The sequence below is a fragment of the Verrucomicrobiota bacterium genome, assembly GCA_037139415.1.
Lineage (GTDB): Bacteria > Verrucomicrobiota > Verrucomicrobiia > Limisphaerales > Fontisphaeraceae > JBAXGN01.
Map to the genome: position 1 here is coordinate 1 of JBAXGN010000168.1, position 17,712 is coordinate 17,712.

Annotated in this window: 15 protein-coding genes; 6 read left to right on the plus strand and 9 right to left on the minus strand. The window is 58.1% G+C overall.

What is annotated here, in order from left to right:
- The 3 genes from WCO56_22975 to WCO56_22985 all read left to right on the plus strand — a co-directional run.
- On the plus strand, positions 1-1,761 hold a 1,761-nt coding region (locus tag WCO56_22975; protein MEI7732453.1), incomplete at its 5' end, for a response regulator.
- 6 nt (positions 1,762-1,767) lie between these two features.
- On the plus strand, positions 1,768-3,207 hold the full coding sequence (locus tag WCO56_22980; protein ID MEI7732454.1) for a response regulator: 1,440 nt from the start codon (positions 1,768-1,770) through the stop codon (positions 3,205-3,207).
- 90 nt (positions 3,208-3,297) lie between these two features.
- On the plus strand, positions 3,298-4,563 hold the full coding sequence (locus WCO56_22985) for a hypothetical protein (protein ID MEI7732455.1): 1,266 nt from the start codon (positions 3,298-3,300) through the stop codon (positions 4,561-4,563).
- Here WCO56_22985 and WCO56_22990 read toward each other — a convergent pair.
- The 7 genes from WCO56_22990 to WCO56_23020 form a co-directional block, all read right to left on the minus strand.
- Complete coding sequence (locus WCO56_22990; GenBank protein ID MEI7732456.1) at positions 4,538-5,878, minus strand: CCA tRNA nucleotidyltransferase; 1,341 nt, start codon at positions 5,876-5,878, stop codon at positions 4,538-4,540. The two genes, WCO56_22985 and WCO56_22990, sit on opposite strands and share 26 nt — an antisense overlap.
- A 634-nt stretch (positions 5,879-6,512) precedes the next feature.
- Positions 6,513-7,820, minus strand: coding sequence for a Gfo/Idh/MocA family oxidoreductase (locus WCO56_22995; protein ID MEI7732457.1), 1,308 nt, complete (start codon positions 7,818-7,820; stop codon positions 6,513-6,515).
- A gap of 106 nt (positions 7,821-7,926) precedes the next feature.
- A complete protein-coding gene (locus WCO56_23000) occupies positions 7,927-8,625 on the minus strand; it encodes a nucleotidyltransferase family protein (GenBank protein ID MEI7732458.1) in 699 nt (232 codons plus the stop codon).
- A 155-nt stretch (positions 8,626-8,780) separates the two neighbouring features.
- Positions 8,781-9,761, minus strand: coding sequence for a galactokinase (locus WCO56_23005; protein ID MEI7732459.1), 981 nt, complete (start codon positions 9,759-9,761; stop codon positions 8,781-8,783).
- 43 nt (positions 9,762-9,804) lie between these two features.
- Positions 9,805-10,830, minus strand: a complete 1,026-nt coding sequence (locus tag WCO56_23010) for a Gfo/Idh/MocA family oxidoreductase (GenBank protein MEI7732460.1) — start codon at positions 10,828-10,830, stop codon at positions 9,805-9,807.
- A gap of 148 nt (positions 10,831-10,978) precedes the next feature.
- A complete protein-coding gene (locus WCO56_23015) occupies positions 10,979-11,173 on the minus strand; it encodes a hypothetical protein (protein ID MEI7732461.1) in 195 nt (64 codons plus the stop codon).
- A gap of 62 nt (positions 11,174-11,235) precedes the next feature.
- Positions 11,236-12,453, minus strand: a complete 1,218-nt coding sequence (locus WCO56_23020; protein ID MEI7732462.1) for an aspartate kinase — start codon at positions 12,451-12,453, stop codon at positions 11,236-11,238.
- A 123-nt stretch (positions 12,454-12,576) separates the two neighbouring features.
- On the opposite strand from WCO56_23020, the gene WCO56_23025 reads away from it, so the two are divergent.
- From WCO56_23025 to polX, 3 genes are all read left to right on the plus strand, one after another.
- Positions 12,577-13,902: a PhoPQ-activated protein PqaA family protein gene (locus WCO56_23025; GenBank protein MEI7732463.1), complete on the plus strand. Its 1,326-nt coding sequence runs from the start codon at positions 12,577-12,579 to the stop codon at positions 13,900-13,902.
- Between the two features lie 82 nt (positions 13,903-13,984).
- Positions 13,985-14,953 (plus strand): MoxR family ATPase, encoded by a 969-nt coding sequence (locus WCO56_23030; GenBank protein MEI7732464.1) that lies wholly within the window; start codon positions 13,985-13,987, stop codon positions 14,951-14,953.
- Between the two features lie 161 nt (positions 14,954-15,114).
- On the plus strand, positions 15,115-16,878 hold the full coding sequence (gene polX, locus WCO56_23035) for a DNA polymerase/3'-5' exonuclease PolX (protein ID MEI7732465.1): 1,764 nt from the start codon (positions 15,115-15,117) through the stop codon (positions 16,876-16,878).
- A gap of 159 nt (positions 16,879-17,037) precedes the next feature.
- Here the strand turns inward: polX and WCO56_23040 are convergent, their stop codons facing one another.
- Both WCO56_23040 and WCO56_23045 read right to left on the minus strand, forming a co-directional pair.
- The gene (locus WCO56_23040; GenBank protein MEI7732466.1) at positions 17,038-17,385 is read right to left on the minus strand and encodes a hypothetical protein; all 348 of its coding nucleotides are present in this window, start codon (positions 17,383-17,385) and stop codon (positions 17,038-17,040) included.
- A gap of 142 nt (positions 17,386-17,527) precedes the next feature.
- Positions 17,528-17,712 (minus strand): hypothetical protein (locus WCO56_23045; GenBank protein ID MEI7732467.1); only part of this gene is annotated, 185 nt, incomplete at its 5' end.

The following is a 17,712-nucleotide window of genomic DNA, read 5'->3' on the forward strand; positions in this document are numbered from 1 at the left end:
CTCTATCAGGTGCTGCTGAACCCCGTCAGCAACGCGGTCAAATTCACCCAGCAAGGAGAGGCGGTGGTGGAAATCTGCCGCCTGCAACGCTGGGATGACATCCCGCCCGGTCATCGCCCCAACTACGTGACGAAAGGTGGCCCGCCCCCGGCGGCGTCATCCTACCTGCTGGTGAGGGTGCGGGATACCGGTATCGGCATTCCCCCCGAGGTGCTGCCCAGCTTGTTTCAGGCTTACGTTCAAGCGAATGCGCATGTTCAGCGCAAGTACGGGGGCACGGGTTTGGGGCTGGCCATCAGCAAGAAAATCATCGAATCCCTTGGCGGATCAATCTGGGTGGAAAGTGTGCCGGCCCAAGGGACTACATTTTCCTTCTGCTGGCCAAGTCGGCGAGTGGATGGCCATAGTCCCGCCCGTGAACCGGCGGTGGAAGCAGGCCGATCTGCCAACCATCGGCAAGCAACGCCGGGGCAAGCAGAGAAAATTCTGATCATTGAAAACGGAACGGCTAATCGGGCGTATCTCCAGGCGGAGGTTCAACGGATGCAATTTGCGCCCATGGCCTATGCCAATCCGCAGGAGGCCTTGGCTTGGCTGGCCCGAAATCAGGTCCGAGCGGCCATTATTGATGACCGGGTGAACGATCCGGATGGTGTGGCGAGGCAGATACGCCAGATCAGTGGGAATGCGTTGTTGCCGCTGATCTTGCTGACCCCTATCAATGCCGAGCGCAGCCAGTTGGCGGATATTCCGCCGCCGTCCCGGCGGATCTATAAACCGATCAAGCTTGAGGCTATCCAGCAGAGCTTGAACCAGCTTATTCGGCAGGAACCGTCTGTGCCAACCCAACCGGTGCCGCGTCCGGCTCCAGCGGTTACCCCAAAACTGGGAGAATCCTATCCCACGCAGATTCTGTTGGCCGATGACAACCCGATCAATCTGCAAGTTGGGCTTAACCTGCTGCGGCGGATTGGTTGTTCCGCCGACACCGCTAGCGATGGTCAGGAGGTTCTAAACACCCTGTCCCAGAAGCGGTACGACATCCTGCTGCTGGACATCCAAATGCCTTTAATGGATGGTTTTGCGGTCGCCCAAAGAATTCGGCAGCAGGAGCGGGAGGCGAAACAGGCTGGCAACGGCGAGCCCAAGTTTCCCCTCGTAATTATCGCCATTACTGCCAACGTGATGCGTGGCGATTCGGAACGCATGATGGCAGTGGGGATGAATGATTACCTGGCCAAGCCGGTTGATTCCAGAGCGTTTGACACCACATTGACGCGTTGGATACGTCATGTTCATATGGCTCGCAGCATGGTCAATACCCGTGGGGTTCAGCCCCGTGCCGAGGAGGCGTTGCATTCCATGCCGGGTACAACTGCGAATGGGGCGTGTGCCCACCCAAACACCTTGGAGCGGGGAGCGGATCGGGAACCACCGGTGAACCTGACGCAGTTTCGGAAAATAGCTGGCACTTCCGAAGCGGAGGTGCGAAGCTTGCGGGAACTGTTTCTGGACCGGACTTCCGATCTGATGCGGCAACTTAAACAAGCGTTGGCGGACGGGAATACCGGGGAAGCCAAACGCCTGGCGCATAAAGGATCTGGCTCCAGCGGCACTTGTGGCATGCCCCCTCTGGCCGGGTTGCTGAGAGATACGGAACGCCTCAGTGAAGCCGGCCAGTTGGCGGACGCCAGGCTGGCCTTTGAGTCGGCGCAGTGCGAATTTGAACAGGTCCGTGAATTTTTGCAAAAAGTCATTTAAAGTAGTATGCCATTCGCTACCGCCAAGTTGCGCAAGCGCCTGCTGATCATTGAGGATGACGAGATCATCTCCAATGTGTATCGCAGCCGGTTTGAGCGCGCGGGGTATGAAGTAGAAATTTGCGCCGACGGGCAAAGCGGCTTTTATCGTCTCCATGAAAGCGTCTTCGATGCGGTGGTGTTGGACTTGATGTTGCCGCAGATGAACGGGGCGGATATTCTGGGTAAAATCCGTGTGCAGAAACGTTTTGAGACACTGCCGGTGATCGTGTTGACTAATTCGCACCTCTCGCAACTGGCCGACCGCGCCCGAAAGGCGGGCGCCAATGAAGTCTTCTCCAAAGCCACAACGACCCCGGCGCAAGTGGTCGCAGCAGTGAATAGCTGTCTGGGCATCCCCACGGTTGTCGCCAATGACCTGATACCCATGGAGGGAGGGACTTCTGCACCGACGGCTCCGGCAGGAAACCCTGCCATGCTCCGCAGCCACAACGAGACAAAGGTTCCGGCCCTTCCCCCCCCGTCCGCAGACGTAAATGAGGAACCCGCCTGGATTCTGGACCCACCGATGGATGAGGGAGGAGCCCGCCCCGCGCAGAATGACCGGCTGTTGGCGTTCGGCGAGGCGGTGGCGCCGACCAGAATCCCACTGGGTTTGAACCCGCCCGCTAAGACCCGCCAGGCGCTTTTGGAGGACCAGACCGGAACGGCGTCTGTGAACGGCATAATGGTTCCGAAAGAGTCTGACGTGCCGCCCCCCCCCTCTTTCATCAAAGGGATGCACGGGTGGCTCAAGACGCTGAACAAGACGGATAGCCAATTCAAGAAACTGGCCTGCCTGTATGAAATGGTCGGGCTAGTCCATCCGCTGACCGAAGGCATTTTGAGTTCAGATGCGCTGGCGCTGCGCCGGCTCGCTGAGGCGTTCGAGGCGTTGCTTTGGGAGCTTCACGAAAACCCGACGGTGATCACGCAATCCACCTTGATGACCTTGGCTAAGACGACTGATTATCTGGCCCAATTGCTGGAGCATCCTGAGGTGGCCCGGACGGTGACGCAGCCGGCGGTGTTGGTGGTGGATGACGACCTGTTTTCCCGGCGGGCTATGATCAAGGCATTAGAGCAGATCCAGATCAAGCCCATTGCCGAGGAAAGTCCGGAGTGCGCCTTGGAAAAAATGCAGCACACCGTCTTTGACTTGGTGATCACCGACGTTAATATGCCGGGCATGAGCGGATTTGACCTGTGCAAGCGGTTGCATGCCACGCCGGGTAACCGCGCCACGCCGGTTATCTTTGTGACCGTCCAAGATGATTTCCAGCGGCGTACTCAATCCGTGCTCAGTGGTGGAAACGAAATGATTGCCAAGCCTTATCTCTTGATGGAACTGGGCGTCAAAGCGCTCGTCCATCTGCTTAAGAAGCCGGCTGCAGGCGCTGGGACTTGAGGTCATGAAAATCAGTAAAATCAAACAACCAGTCGTGTCCTTGAGAATACGTTGGTTAGGCCAAACGGCTACGGGGTGTTTTTGCAATCTATGAGGCTCTCTATGGAATTCGCCTTGCTGGGTATGCCGGAAACTTCTTCCCTGGCTGAGTGTCAAGCTGCATACAATCGGCAGCGTGCCAATTGGCGGCGGCGAATCAATTTTGCAGTCTCCGAAAAACTGAAGGAAAAATCCCTAAGCGAATTAGCGAGACTGGACGAGGCGTTCGAGAAAATCCGTTCCGAATTGAGCACGGAGCATGAGGAACTGCAAAAGAAACTTGCCGGGGCGGAACAGGCGGAGGCCACGTTGCGCGCGGCTAACCAGAGCTTGTCCGCGCAGCTTGCGGCGTTGCAGCAGCAGCTCAGTGAGTCGGATAAGGTTAAGGCTGGTTCAGAGGAGGCCACCCGGAGCTTGCGCACTGAACACGAGGAGCTGCAAAAGAAACTTGCCGGGGCGGAACAGGCGGAGGCTGCGGTGCGCGAGGTCAACCAGACCTTGTTCATGCAGCTAGCGGCGTTGCAGCAGCAGTTCAATGAGTTTGATCAGGTCAAGGCAGGTTCAGAGGAAGCCACCCGGAGTTTGCGCACCGAGCACGCAGAGCTGCAAAAGAAGCTTGCCGGGACGGAACAGGCGGAGGCCACGTTGCGCGAGGCCAACCAGAGTTTGTCCGCGCAGCTTGCAGCATTGCAAAAGAGTCTGCATGAGATGGAGAAAGAACGGACGGCGTTGGAAGAGAACAATTGGAGTTTGCAAGTGAAGCAGCAGGGACTACAGCGGTCCTTCGATGAGTTGGAAAAGACCAAGCTTGCCTTGGAGAAAACCGACCGCACTTTAAGCCTCCCCCGGGAGGATTTGCGGGGTTCCATCGCGGATTCGGGGACGGCGGCCAGACAGGTGACCGGACAGCCATCGGCATCGGCGGGGTTGCGGGTCTTGATCGGGGATAGCGATTCCAAGCATCGTGAAACGCTCGCTGCGGCACTCCGGACTGAGGGCATCCAGGTGAACAGTTTGGGTACCTCTCATGAAATCATGCGGGTACTGCAACGCGAAGCAGCGTCAGGCGCCCCCTATCAATGTGTGCTGCTGGATGCTGAGCGTGCCCTGGAGGAAACCTTACGGTTGGCTCAAGCCATCACGAGCGCGCGTGAGTTGGCGGGCGTGGCCGTGCTACTGATGAGCCAGCCCAATCAACTGCTTGACGATTCCCAATTACGCCAAGCCGGAGTACGCTCCTGTCTGTTCAAACCGGTTGGCGGCGCCGAACTTGCAAGGTTGCTCAAGCGCTTCACGGTGAAAGCGAGGCTGCTGTAGTTTTTTGAGCCAGCACCCAGGCCCGCGCTTCCTCGGCGGTTTTCAATTCATCCTGCAATTGTTTTTCCCGCAGCTCGGCCATTACGCGGCCCATGGCCGGACCGGGCTTGAGGCCGAGCGACTGAAGGTCGTGACCGGTGAGCAGGGGCGGAAGCACTTCCGGTTGTTGCGCCAGCTCAGCTTGCTGCGTCTTCAAGAAGTCGTAAAGCTCAAGGCCTTGATGCGAGCCCAGGCAATCCAGTTTATGCAACTCGAGTTCCAGTGGAAACGTCGGGCGCATTAACATGCGGCGGAGCGAGGATTTGCGCATTTCCCGGGCATCTTTGAACTGCATGTGATGATAGACACAGATTTTGACATCGGCGATTTCCTGGTTGGAGAAACGGAGCCGGCGGAGGATGGTTTCCGTCATTTCCGCCCCCACTTTTTCGTGGGTGTAAAAGTGATGCTGCCCGGTGACTTCATCCCGCGTGGCGGTCACGGGTTTGGCCACATCATGCAGGAGCACAGCCCACGGCAGCATCGCCGGGCATTCAGCCGGCAAGTTCGAGAGCATCAGGCGGATGTGATTATAAACGGAACCTTCCGGATGATATTGCGGGCTTTGCGCGCACTCAATGGTGGCGGCGATTTCCGGCAGGACATGCGCCAATAGTCCGGTTTCACGCAACAAATCCAATCCGCGCGCGGCGTGCGGCGGGCAAAACAGCTTCAGCAATTCATCGCGAATGCGTTCGGCGCTGACGCGCATCACCCGTTCGGGATTCTGTTTTACCGCCGCCAGCGTGGCCGGCTCGATCTCGAAGCCAAGCTGGGCGGCCAGCCGCACGGCCCGCAACAGGCGCAGGTGATCTTCCGCGAAGCGTTCCGCAGGATTCCCGATGGCGCGCAGCACCCGGCTTTTTAAATCCGCCTCGCCGCCCACCCAATCATGCAGCACCTTTTGGCCGGGATCGTAATAGAGTCCGTTGACGGTAAAATCCCGGCGGCTGGCATCGGCGGCGGGATCACCAAAAGTGACTTGGCCGGGATGCCGGCCATCGGTGTAGCCCGATTCGGAACGGAAAGTGGCTACTTGAAATTCAAAGCCCTGTTCCAAAACCAGCACCACGCCGAACTGACGCCCCACCGGGATGGTCTTGAGGAAAAGACGTTCGATTAGCTCGGGTGTGGCATTCGTGGCGACGTCGTAGTCGCGGGGTTCGCGACCAAGGAGGAAATCACGGACGCAGCCGCCTACCCAATAGGCCGCAAAGCCGGCTTGCTGAATGCGCCGGGCGATCTCGGTGGCTACGGTTGCGAGCTGTGCATCCATGTGGGAGGGAGGATGGCGTAAAAGAGGATGCGCGGCAAGGAAGAAGGAATGCGGAATGCATGGCAAAAATGGGAAGAAAACCTTTTTGCAGAAAAATAAACCGGCAGAAAAATGGGAACGGAACATGGCAAAAATATTATCTGGCAAAAAAATGATGCGAAGGAGATGGAAGCGAGGAGCCAGAAGCTGGGAGCAAGTTAGGTATAACACGGTCACTGACCGGACTTTGCTTTTTGGCATGCATGGTGCGCTTACTGGGCGCGGGGTGGTTAGGAAGCATTGGTTTTACCTGCGGCTCATGTCGGGCAGGCTACGATGGCTGCTGAGCGAGGTCAAGCATGGGAATCCTGCCTGAACTTCTGCGGCTACATGCAGCGCGGCCAGAGGAGCCAGCAGCAGCGCTCCAAGGAAACCAAACATGACAGGGGGCAACGTATCCAGGACTGCCAAGTTGGTTTTCATCGTCGTTTTCTTTCCAAACAACAATTGCCGACTGAACTCGCAGGACAGGCAGGCCGCGGTCGCAAAGGTATGAGTTTGATGAGTTCATCGCCGGCACACATTGCGGTATTGATTGAGATGCCGGGCATCGTCCGTTCGCCCCCAGCCACCCCTGCAATTCCACCCCTGTCGGCTATGCCGATAGCAATGGCTTGTCCCACGGAGCGCGACGCGGGCGTTCCATCCACTTGCTGGCCTCGGCATCGCCCACGATCTCCTGCTTGATGGGGTCCCATTTAAGCTTGCGGTGATTGTAGTAGGCCAGGTTGCCCAGGTGGCAGACCGTGACCGTGCGGCAGCCGATCTCCACGTCGCAGATCGGCTTCTTGCGGGAAACAATGCAATCGAGAAAATCCTGCTGATGGTTGCCGCTGTGGTAGAGTTTGACGCCGGTTTCAGGCAGGGGCTTTTCATCCAACCCCTCGGGCACGGTCTTGAACTTGCCACGGTTCACCCAAATCTCACCGTGCTCGCCAATAAACCGGATGCCGCCAAAGTCCGGGACCTTGCCATGCGTCATCTCAACACCATTGGCATAGAGGTATTTCATGCCACTGGTGGCCTTGGGATCTTCCGGCGGGGTGACCTCGATGGGGCCGGAATCATCCATCCCCAGCCCCCATTGGGCGATATCATAGTGGTGCGCGCCGAAATCGGTCATGCCGCCACCACCGAACTCGCGGTACTTGCGCCAATTCGGGAAATGGTTATGCACGCCGCGCGGGCTGAGCACAGAGTTGTAGGGGCGCATGGGCGTCGGGCCGAGCCACATGTTCCAGTCGAGCCCTTTCTCCAAGGGTTCTTCCGGCAGGTCGCACGGCACCGCCGGACCGCCCACATCCACGACCACCTTTTGGATTTTGCCGATGCGACCATTGCGAACCAACTCGCAGGCCTTCAGAAACTCGCGCGAGGATCGCTGCATGCTACCCACCTGAAAGACGACGCTGTTCTTGCGCGTTGCCGTCACCATGGCCTTGGCCTCCAGGATGGTTTGCGAGAGCGGTTTTTCGCAGTAAATGTCCTTTTTCGCATTGGCGGCCGCGATGGCGATCAACGCATGCCAATGGTCGGGAGTGGCGATGCAAACCGCATCAATATCCTTGCGGCCCATGATTTCCCGGAAATCATTATAGGCATCGCAGCCTTTATAGCCGGCTTCATTCTTCTTGGTGTAAAAATCCTCGACGATTTTTTTGGCGGACTCACGCCGGGTAGTGTCCACATCGCATACGGCCAACACCTTGGTGTTCTTGCCCAAAAAGCCGTTCAACAGCCCGCGATTCTGTTTGCCCATGCCAATGAATCCCATGGTGATGCGCTTGCTGGGCGGAGTCTCCGCGCTCCAAATGTTTGAAGGTAAAATAAACGGGACCACGGCGGCGGTGAACCCGGCGCGCTGGACGAATGCCCGGCGAGACAAGGACGGTGTATGACTCATAGTTTTATCGTATTATCTAATAACGGTGACCCTTGAACAATGCCACAAACACGGCTGCAGTGTCCATCCTTATCTCAGTTACCAGTCACCTGTGAACTGTGACCAGTTATCGGTTGGCCAGCAATATATCCAGCTCCTCAAGGCCGGAATGGGAACCGATTTCGAAGAAGCGCTCGGGGACTTCGTAGCCGGTCATCTGGTTGCGGCGCACCAGGTCGCCCATCACCTGGGCGAGATCGAAGGGACGATCCGCCGGGTATGCATCAAATACGGAGGACTTGAACACGCTCAAGCCATAGTCAATATGCCGCATCTCCGGCAGGCGGGCTTTTTTGTCATAGACCACCACGCGGCCATCGCGGAAGACGATGTTGCTGACATCATACTGGCCATGGTTTTCAAACACCGTCATCAAGGCGGGTCGGCCGCTGCGGCGGAAGGTAGCGACAATCGACGCGTATTCGATGGGCAGATAGGAATCGCCGTAGATCATGATGAACTCAGGCCCGAGCTTGGGCAGAGCCAACTTGAGCGCACCGCCGGTGCCCAGCAGCACCGGACCATCAAAGGAATAATCGAGTTGGAGGTCAAAGGCCGCGCCGTCACCGTAATCGCGCTGGATCATTTCCCCCAGGTAGCCGACACAGAGTACCACGCGCCGGACGCCGCGCTGGCGCAACAGCCGCAATTGATGCGAGAGAAAGGGTTCGCCCGCCACGGTGACCAGTGATTTGGGGATTTTCTCGGTGATGGGCCGCAACCGTGTGGCCAAGCCACCAGCCAGCAGCGCCACCGGCAGGTCCAAATCTTGCAGGGGAGACTTCCCCGAAACCAGATTTCGCCCTTTGCCCTCCTGAACCGCCCTTTCCCCCTCAACCGCCCTGCGGGCACCTTCTCCCCCTTGGGGGAGAAGGACGGGATGAGGGGGTTTCTGGGGAGAACTCACAGCGCGCCTTTCAATTATTGAATAACCGCCTTGGTGCCTTCAAAATCGAAACGGAAGCGGACTTCCTGAAGCCCGGCCTGGCGCATGGCATGACGCAGCCGCGATTTATCCTCGGCGTAAAACATGAGGAAGCCGCCGCCGCCAGCGCCAATGAGTTTGCCGCCCAGCGCGCCATGGGCCATGGCCAAATCGTACCATTGATTGATTTGCGGGTTGCTCATGTTGCCGGAGCGTTCCTTTTTGCGCTGCCAATGCACATCCATCAACCGCGCAAACTCCGGCAGGTCGCCGCGTTCCATGGCCGCCTGGCTTTGCAGCCCCAGGTCCTTCACAAAATGCAGGTTCTCGATCATGGATTTATCCATGCTTTTGCTTTTTTGATCCTGCTCCTTGAGAATCGAGGAGGCGGACCGGGAATAGCCGGTAAAAAACAGCAGCAGGTTATCCTCAAGATTGTAGCGGGTTTCCTCGGATAGCTTGAGCGGCCAGGCCTCGACTTTGCCACCGGGCAGGAATTTGAAACAGGTAATGCCGCCATAAGCCGCAATGTATTGATCCTGCTTGCCGATCGGTTCCTTGAGCCGGTTGAGTTCGATGTCACATGCCTGTTCCGCCAGTTCGGCCGGATGTACCAGGTTCTTGCGATACGCATGCAGCGCCTTGAGCAGCGCGGTGGTAAAACTTCCCGAGGAACCAAGGCCGGTACCGGCGGGGATGTCCGCCATGGAGGTTAGTTCCAGCGACTTGCCATCCATGCCCAGCAGGCCAAAAGCCTCGCGGATGATGGGATGTTCCAGTTCCGCGGCCGTGGCCACGCGCTCCAGGCGCGAATACTTTACGATGAGATCCGGAACGAACGTGTCGTGGATGGTGATATAGACATATTTATCAATGGCTGCCGCCACCAGGAATCCGGTGTGCTGCTCATAATAGGAGGGCAGGTCGGTGCCGCCCCCGCCGAGGCTGATGCGCAAAGGTGAACGTGTGATGATCATAAATCGAATTATTCGTTGCCGTGAAGGATCGAGGGGAGGTTGGTTATGTTTGTGCCGGGGGGTTCCAGACCAGGCCGCACTTCTGATAAATGGTCTCCACCACGCGTAACACGGCCTTGGCTTCCTTGAGTCCTGGCACGGGTGTTCGCTTGAGTCGGATATCCTCAAAAAACTCGGTCATCTCCAGCTTCCATGATTCGTCGCCGCGCGGGTATTCGTAGATGGTGGTATCCGGCGGGCCCATTTGTGGCAGCATTTTGTAATAATACAGGCGTTCCATCCCGTAGCTGCCCCCCAAACCTTCCCAATGGAGTTTGGCGTCGCGCCCGTAGATCTCCAGACTGAACATGTTTTTCCATTCCGAACAACTGACGTGCAGCCAGGCGGTGCGTCCCTGGGTATCGCGCAGGCTGAGGAAGGCGTTGTCATCCACCGGCATGTTCCAGAAATAGGTGGCGGCGTGGCCATCGATCTGGCCAAATTCGCCGAGGTACATGCCGGCGAGATCAATCAAATGCACCCCTTGGTCCATTAATTCTCCGCCGCCGGATAATTTGGGATCAGCGCGCCATTCCTTCTCATACCCCAACCGGCCACCCTGACCATAGCGACCGCGCACGAACATGATTGGCCCCAATGCACCACATTGAATGAGTTCCTGGGCTTTGAGGCAGGCGGGATGATAGCGATGATTATACCCGATGCGCACCAAACCGCCGTGTTGGTTGGAAAGCGCCTCCAGCTCCTCCAGCTCACGGAGCGAAATGGCACCGGGTTTTTCCACCAGAACATGCTTTCCGGCGCGCAGTGCCATGGCGGCAATGGGCGCCAAGGCATGGTTAATGGTGGCGACCATCACCACATCCACCTTGGGCGAGCTTAATGCTTTTTCCACCGAGTCGGTGGCCTGGCAACCCGGGCTCTGGGCCGCCAGTTTGCGGGCACGCTCCAGGTTGGTATCGCAGGCCATGGCTACGCTCCCCGGCGGCAGGTTCAACAGGCGTTTCTGCCCGATCAAGCCGCAGCCAATCATCGCTACCCGATATGTAGGTTGTGTGGTTTCAGCCATAACATGTGTCATTTAGTGTGGATATAAGAGCAGAGAACCCGGCGTTGCGGCAAGACTGGAAATGGATAATTGCGGAAGCATACCGGCCGGGCAGGCATGGTAGCAGGGCCGCGCGATGGAATCGGTGAGGTGCGGTGTCTGAACCGCCTCACTGCCGGAAACAAAAGTACCAGACCAACCCACCGGCCAGGGCAAAAAACACCAAGCCAAGGATCATCTGCAGGATCAGTTTGCCGACCTTCATGGCGCAATAGCCCACCACGAGGGCGGCTAACACCAATCCGGCAATCATCCAAGGCGACAGGTCCTTGGGCAAATACTCTTTCCAAGCTGTGACATCCATAACGTGTGGTCGCGGACTTCCGCGTTTTGGACGGCCGCTCAGGCCAACCCCGCCCGCCGGGATCAACCGATAAAGGCCGCGTGAACTGCGCGCATGGCGGCTTCGCCTTTGGCGAGGTCAATGACCACGGACACCTTGATTTCACTGGTGGAAATCATGTCAATGTTCACACCTTCCTTGGCGAGGGTCTCAAACATCCTGGCGGCCACGCCAGGCTGGCTGCGCATCCCGACACCCACCACCGAGAGTTTGCCGATTTTCTCATCGGCCACTGCTTCCTTGAAGCCCACTTCCGCCTTGAGGCTGTCAATGACCTTGTTGGCCTTGAGCAAATCCGCCTTGTCCACCGTGAACGAAATATCCGTGGCGCGTCCTGATCCGCCGTGCGGCGCGGTCTGGACAATCACATCCACGTTGATCGAGGCATCGGCCAGCGATTTGAAGATGCGGGCGGCCATGCCGGGTTGGTCGGGTACGGCCACAAGCGTGACTTTGGCCTGGTTCTTATCGAGCGCGACGCCACGAATGACGACGCCTTCCATGCTTTTGGTTTCCTCTTTCACAATCGTTCCTGGGTTATCGTTCATGCTGGAGCGGACTTCAAACACCACGCCAAATTTCTTGGCAAATTCCACCGAGCGCGACTGCATCACCTTGGCGCCAAGGCTGGCCAGTTCGAGCATTTCATCATACGCAATCTCCTGGAGCTTGCGGGCATTCGGCACGATGCGCGGATCGGCGGTATAAACCCCGTCCACGTCCGTGTAAATTTCACAGAGATCGGCCTTGAGCGCCGCGGCCAGGGCGATGGCCGTCAAATCGGAACCCCCGCGTCCCAGCGTGGTGATCTGGCCTTCCGAGGTTTCTCCTTGGAATCCGGCCACAATAACCACATTCCCGCCCTTGAGGAAGGCATGCACTTTCTTGGGGGTGATGTTCTGGATTTTGGCTTTGGTATGCACGCCATCGGTGACGATGCCCGCCTGGGCGCCGGTGAGGGATACGGCCTTGAGGCCAATGCTGTGCAAGGCCATGGCGGTCAGGGCGGTAGTGGTCTGCTCGCCGGTGGCCAGCAGCATATCCATCTCCCGCTCATCGGGCAGCGGCATGATATCCTTGGCCAATTTGATCAGCCCATCGGTCACGCCGCTCATGGCGGAGACCACGACGACCAGTTGGTGGCCCTTCGCGTGATATTCCGCCACGCGCTTGGCCACATTCTTGATACGTTCGGTGTTCCCCACCGACGTGCCACCATATTTTTGAACAATCAATGCCATTGTTTGACAGGCGGCGATAGTAAACCAGTCAAGAGGCATTTCAACGCCAATTTTACGGAAAATTATCCGCTCGGAAGGTCGCTCCATTCTTGACAGATTACTTTTCGTGGTGACATTGGAGGCATGTCGCGTACCCGATTGTCACCCACCGGATGTTTGCTGAGAATTTCGTGCCTGAGTCTCGGGCTGATGCTCCAGGTGGCCGTCACCCCGGCCAGCCAGGCCGGCGCCCTGGAAGAATATGTCCAGCGGCCCGACCCCAGCTTTGCCTGGAAAGCGGTCGAACAGAAGCAACAGGCTGGATTCACCATCACGCGGCTCGACGTCACCTCACAGACCTGGCATGACCTGCGCTGGACCCACACCATGCAGATTGGCCATCCCGCCAAGGTGCGCAATCCCGGCGTCGCCCTGCTGGTGATCGCCGGCAGCGGCGACGGTTCCAGCAGCTTTAACCTCATGAAAACCGTTAGCGAACAGGCGGGCATCCTGGTGGCGGTGGTGGCTAATGTGCCGAACCAACCGCTGTTCAATGGACGCAATGAAGATGCCTTGATCGCGTACACCTTTGACCAATATTTGAAGACCGGCGATGAAACCTGGCCGCTCCTGCTGCCCATGGTCAAAAGCGCGGTTCGCGCCATGGACGCCGTGCAGGCCTATGCCCAGGCGGAATACGGCCAAAAGGTTGAAAAATTTGTGGTGACCGGCGTCTCCAAGCGCGGATGGACCACCTGGCTGAGCGCCGCTGCGGATCCGCGCGTGGCCGCCATTGCGCCCGCAGTCATTGACATGCTCAACATGAAGGCCCAGACCGAGTGGACCCAGAAAGTCTATGGCCGGCAGAGCGAAAAAATCCGGGCCTACACCGATCTGAAACTGGTGGAAAAAATGGACACGCCGCAAATGGTGGCGCTGCGCGGGTTGGTGGACCCTTATAGTTATCGCCGGAATTATCGCCTGCCCAAGCTGATCCTGTTGGGCACCAACGATCCTTTTTGGACCGTCGAAGCCTTGAAACATTACTGGTACGACCTGCCGGGGCCCAAACTGGTCTATCAAGCGCCCAACACCGGGCACGCGCAGACGGCGGAGTCCATTCAAACCATGGCGGCGGTGTTCCAAATGGTGGCCGATGGCAAAGAACTGCCGACCGTGGAGTGGCAGTTCAGCGGCGCGGATCACCGCAATGTGACGGTAACGGCGAGTCAGCAGGCCAAAGCGGCACGCTTATGGACGGCGGAATCCGCCACCCACGACTTTCGCAAAGCCACCTGGTCAAGCCAGGCATTGCCGGTCACCAGGGATGGCCGCGAAGCCGCCGCCGCCGTGCAATTACCCGCCAGCGGGTACCGGGCTTACATGGTTGAGTTGACCCTGACCGCCTCGACCGGGGCCGATTATAAGGTCTCCACGCAGGTCCAGGTCGTCCCGGAAAATGTCCAATAGCCGGGGGCGAGCAATGTCAGATCGCGCATATCAGTAAAATGCCGGCTTGCGATTGCCCGCCCATTGGGCTAATACAAGGAGCGTGACGAAGTCCAATACTCCAGTCAACGGTAACAACGGTTCGCCCAGTACGCAGGCGCGCCAGTTGATTGCCAACATCGCGCGTGCCTTTCTGGGCAAGGAAGAGGTGGTCACGCGCGCGGTGGTGGCGCTGATCGCTGGCGGGCATGTGCTCGTTGAAGACGTGCCCGGTCTGGGTAAAACCCTCCTGGCCAAGGCTATCGCCAAGTCATTGGCGGCCGATTTCAAGCGCATCCAATTCACCGCCGATCTCCTCCCTTCCGATATTTCCGGCGTCACGGTGTATGCCCCGGAGCGTCACGAGTTCACCTTCCGTCGCGGCCCGGTCTTTACCAACGTGCTGTTGGGCGATGAAATCAACCGGGCCACGCCGCGCACGCAATCCAGCCTGCTCGAGGCCATGGAGGAACAACATGTGACGGTGGATGGCGTGGTGCATCCGCTCGAATCGCCGTTTTTTGTCGTGGCCACGCAAAATCCCATCGAACTCGAGGGCACGTACCCGTTGCCGTTCGCGCAGATGGATCGGTTCATGCTGCGCTTGAGTATCGGCTACCTGGAGCGCGCATCGGAAATCGAAATGTTGCGCGTGCAGCGCAATGCGGACCCGCTGGCCAAAGTGGAGGCCGTCATGGATTGTTACGTCCTGAAGCAGCTCCAGTCGGCGGTGCGCGAAATCCGGATTGAGGATAGCCTGCTCGGTTACCTGGTGGATCTAGTGCGCGCCACCCGCCACGCGGAATCCCTGGAGTACGGCGCCAGCCCGCGCGGTTGCCTGGACATCCAATCCTTCAGCCAGGCGATGGCGTTGCTGGCCGGACGCGATTACGTGCTGCCGGATGATCTCAAGCAGGCCGCCCGCGTGGTGCTCCCGCATCGCCTGATTTGCCGCAAGGGCACCCGCTCCGTAATCGTCAACGCCCGAACCGTCATTGATCACATCGTGGATTCCGTGCCGGTGCCGGTGTGAGGGGGAAGCCCGAAAGCCGAAGCAGCATCATCGGCAAAAGATGGTGAATAAATTTTTCCCGATTTTTCACCTGCCATCTTTATGCCAGTTATTTTCGCCTCCGTTTTGGACTTCGGTTTTATATTTCCCTAATCCTGCATTATGCGCTATTCCTTTGCGGCATGGATAAAACGCACGTAGCGGCCATATTGCAGGAGATCGGGGTTCTGCTCGAATTGAAAAATGAGAACCCGTTCAAGACGCGCGCCTACGCCAACGCGGCGCGCACGATCGAGGGGCTTGCCGAGCCGCTCGACAAGTTGATTGCCGAGGATCGCCTTGGCGCGGTCAAAGGCATTGGCGAAGCGCTCCAGGAAAAGATCACCACGCTGATGCAGACCGGCAAACTGCCTTATTACGAGGAACTGAAGGCCTCCGTGCCCGCCGGACTCCAGGAAATGTTACTGTTACCGGGACTTGGGCCGAAGAAGGTCAAGGCGATGTGGGATAAACTCGGTCTGGAAAGCATCGAACAACTCGAAGCCGCCTGCAAGGCAGGCAAGGTCGCCACGCTGGAGGGTTTCGGCGAAAAGACCCAAGCCAAAATCCTCGAGGGGATTGCCTTTCACCGCCAATATGCGTCCAAGCATCATCTTCACATGGCACTGGTGGCAGCGGAGCCCATCCTGGAGAACCTGCGCGCCCATGCCGACGTGATCCGGTGCAGCACGGCGGGCAGCCTGCGGCGGCAAAAGGAAACCATTGGCGATATTGATTTCCTTGTTTCCTCGAAGCATCCGGTGGCCATCATTGACTTTTTCACAACCCAGCCTGGCATTATTTCCGTCACCGCCAAGGGCGAAACCAAGGCCAGCGTTATTTTGACTGGCGGCATTCAGGCGGATCTGCGGGTGGTGAGCGATACCGAATATCCGTTTGCCCTGGCCTACTTCACTGGCAGCAAGGAACACAACATCGTCATGCGCCAGCGCGCCATCCAGCGCGGCTTGCGCCTCAACGAGTACGGGCTGTTCCGTTCCACGGAGGAAACCCGCGATCCCAACCTCTGTCTGCCCTGCCAGACCGAGGAGGATATTTTCCGCGCGTTGGACCTGGCGTATGTCCCACCCGAATTGCGCGAGGATCATGGAGAATTTGCGGCGGCGGAGAAAAACGCGTTGCCGCGCCTGTTGGAATGGACGGATCTGCGGGGTTCGCTGCACAATCACTCCAACTGGAGCGACGGCCTGGTTGCGCTGGAAGACATCGCCGCGTTTGCCGATGAACTCGGCTGCGATTACTGGGCGATCACCGACCACTCGAAATCCTCCTTTCAGGCGCACGGGCTGGACCCTTCCCGGTTGAGCGAACAACTCGAAGCCGTCGCCGCCATCAATCGTCAACTCGCCAAGGCGGGCAATGAATTCCGCCTGCTCACCGGTAGTGAGGTGGATATCTTGGCGGAAGGCAAACTGGACTTCGAGGATGAGCTGCTGGCGCAATTGGACGTGGTGGTGGCCAGCATTCACCAGGGCTTTTCCCAGAATGAAGCCGAGACCACCCGCCGGCTCATCCACGCCGCCGAAAATCCGTATGTCCACATGCTCGGCCATTTGACCGGTCGCCTGCTGCTGGGACGCGAGCCGTACAAGGTGGATCAGCACGCGGTGATTGATGCCTGCGCGGCGACGGGTACCTGGATCGAGCTAAACGCCCAACCAGCCCGGTTCGACATGGATTGGCGGCTCTGGCAATATGCCAAGGGCAAAGGCGTAAAGTGCGTCATCAACTGCGACGCGCACCGGAATGAGCACGCGGGTTTCCTGCGCTTGGGCGCGGGGATAGCGCGCAAAGGCTGGCTGGAAAAGGCGGATGTCATCAACACGCTATCGCTCCCTGCCTTGCGTCAGGCGTTGCAGACGAAACGCAAGGCCGCCGGCGTATAAACGCGCCAAGCGCGCGTCACAACCTCAGCGGTTACGCAAAACGATTGCCTTTGCGGTCAAAGATGCGACCCGCCGCCCACGCAACGCACCCGAAGAAAATTCGTGCGTTTCTCCGGCGGTAGCGCCAGCAAACGGTGAATTTGCTCAAGGAGCGCCCGTTTACTTTCCTTTTTTAGCGCTCGCAATTGGGCCGCCCTGGCATTTTTCCTTTTCATGCAAGGTATGTTCCAAGATTTCCAGCACGGCTTGGTCCCGGTTCCGTCCCGCCGTACGCTTGCTGTCAATGATGTCGCGCAAAGCCGCCAGCGCCAAAGGGTAGCCGCCAATGTGTATCGTTTCCGCGCCGGATCGTAACCGTTCAAAAGAGCGGATCCCATGGACGGCACCCATAAAATCCACTTGTAATCCACGCTCGTCATGGACCACCCGGTAAAAATTTGAAACGGGATAATACGGGCGTAAAATATACGCATCCAGGCAGCGGGCAAAGGCTCTGAGTTTGGTCAAATTATTCCAAATCGCTATCAAGATGAGACTAATTCGCTGGTCCTTTGAGCCGCTGGCTTCGTTGCTCGCTCGTTACAGACCGCTGCGGGTATGCGCCTCGCTCGCGTCTCGCCAGCCGCCCAAAATCCTGCGCGCCTTAGTCTCAGCTTGAAAGCTCATTGGAATTATACGGGGTGACGCGAAACATGAAGTCGAAATCCAGCGTTGTCACCGGAGCGCCATGCAATGCGGCGGCAGCGTTGCCGATGAGGACCGCCTCCAACCGGCTTTTGGCTAGCAGCCTGTCGGACTTAACAATGCGGATTTTTTGCAGGTTTTTGAATAAAG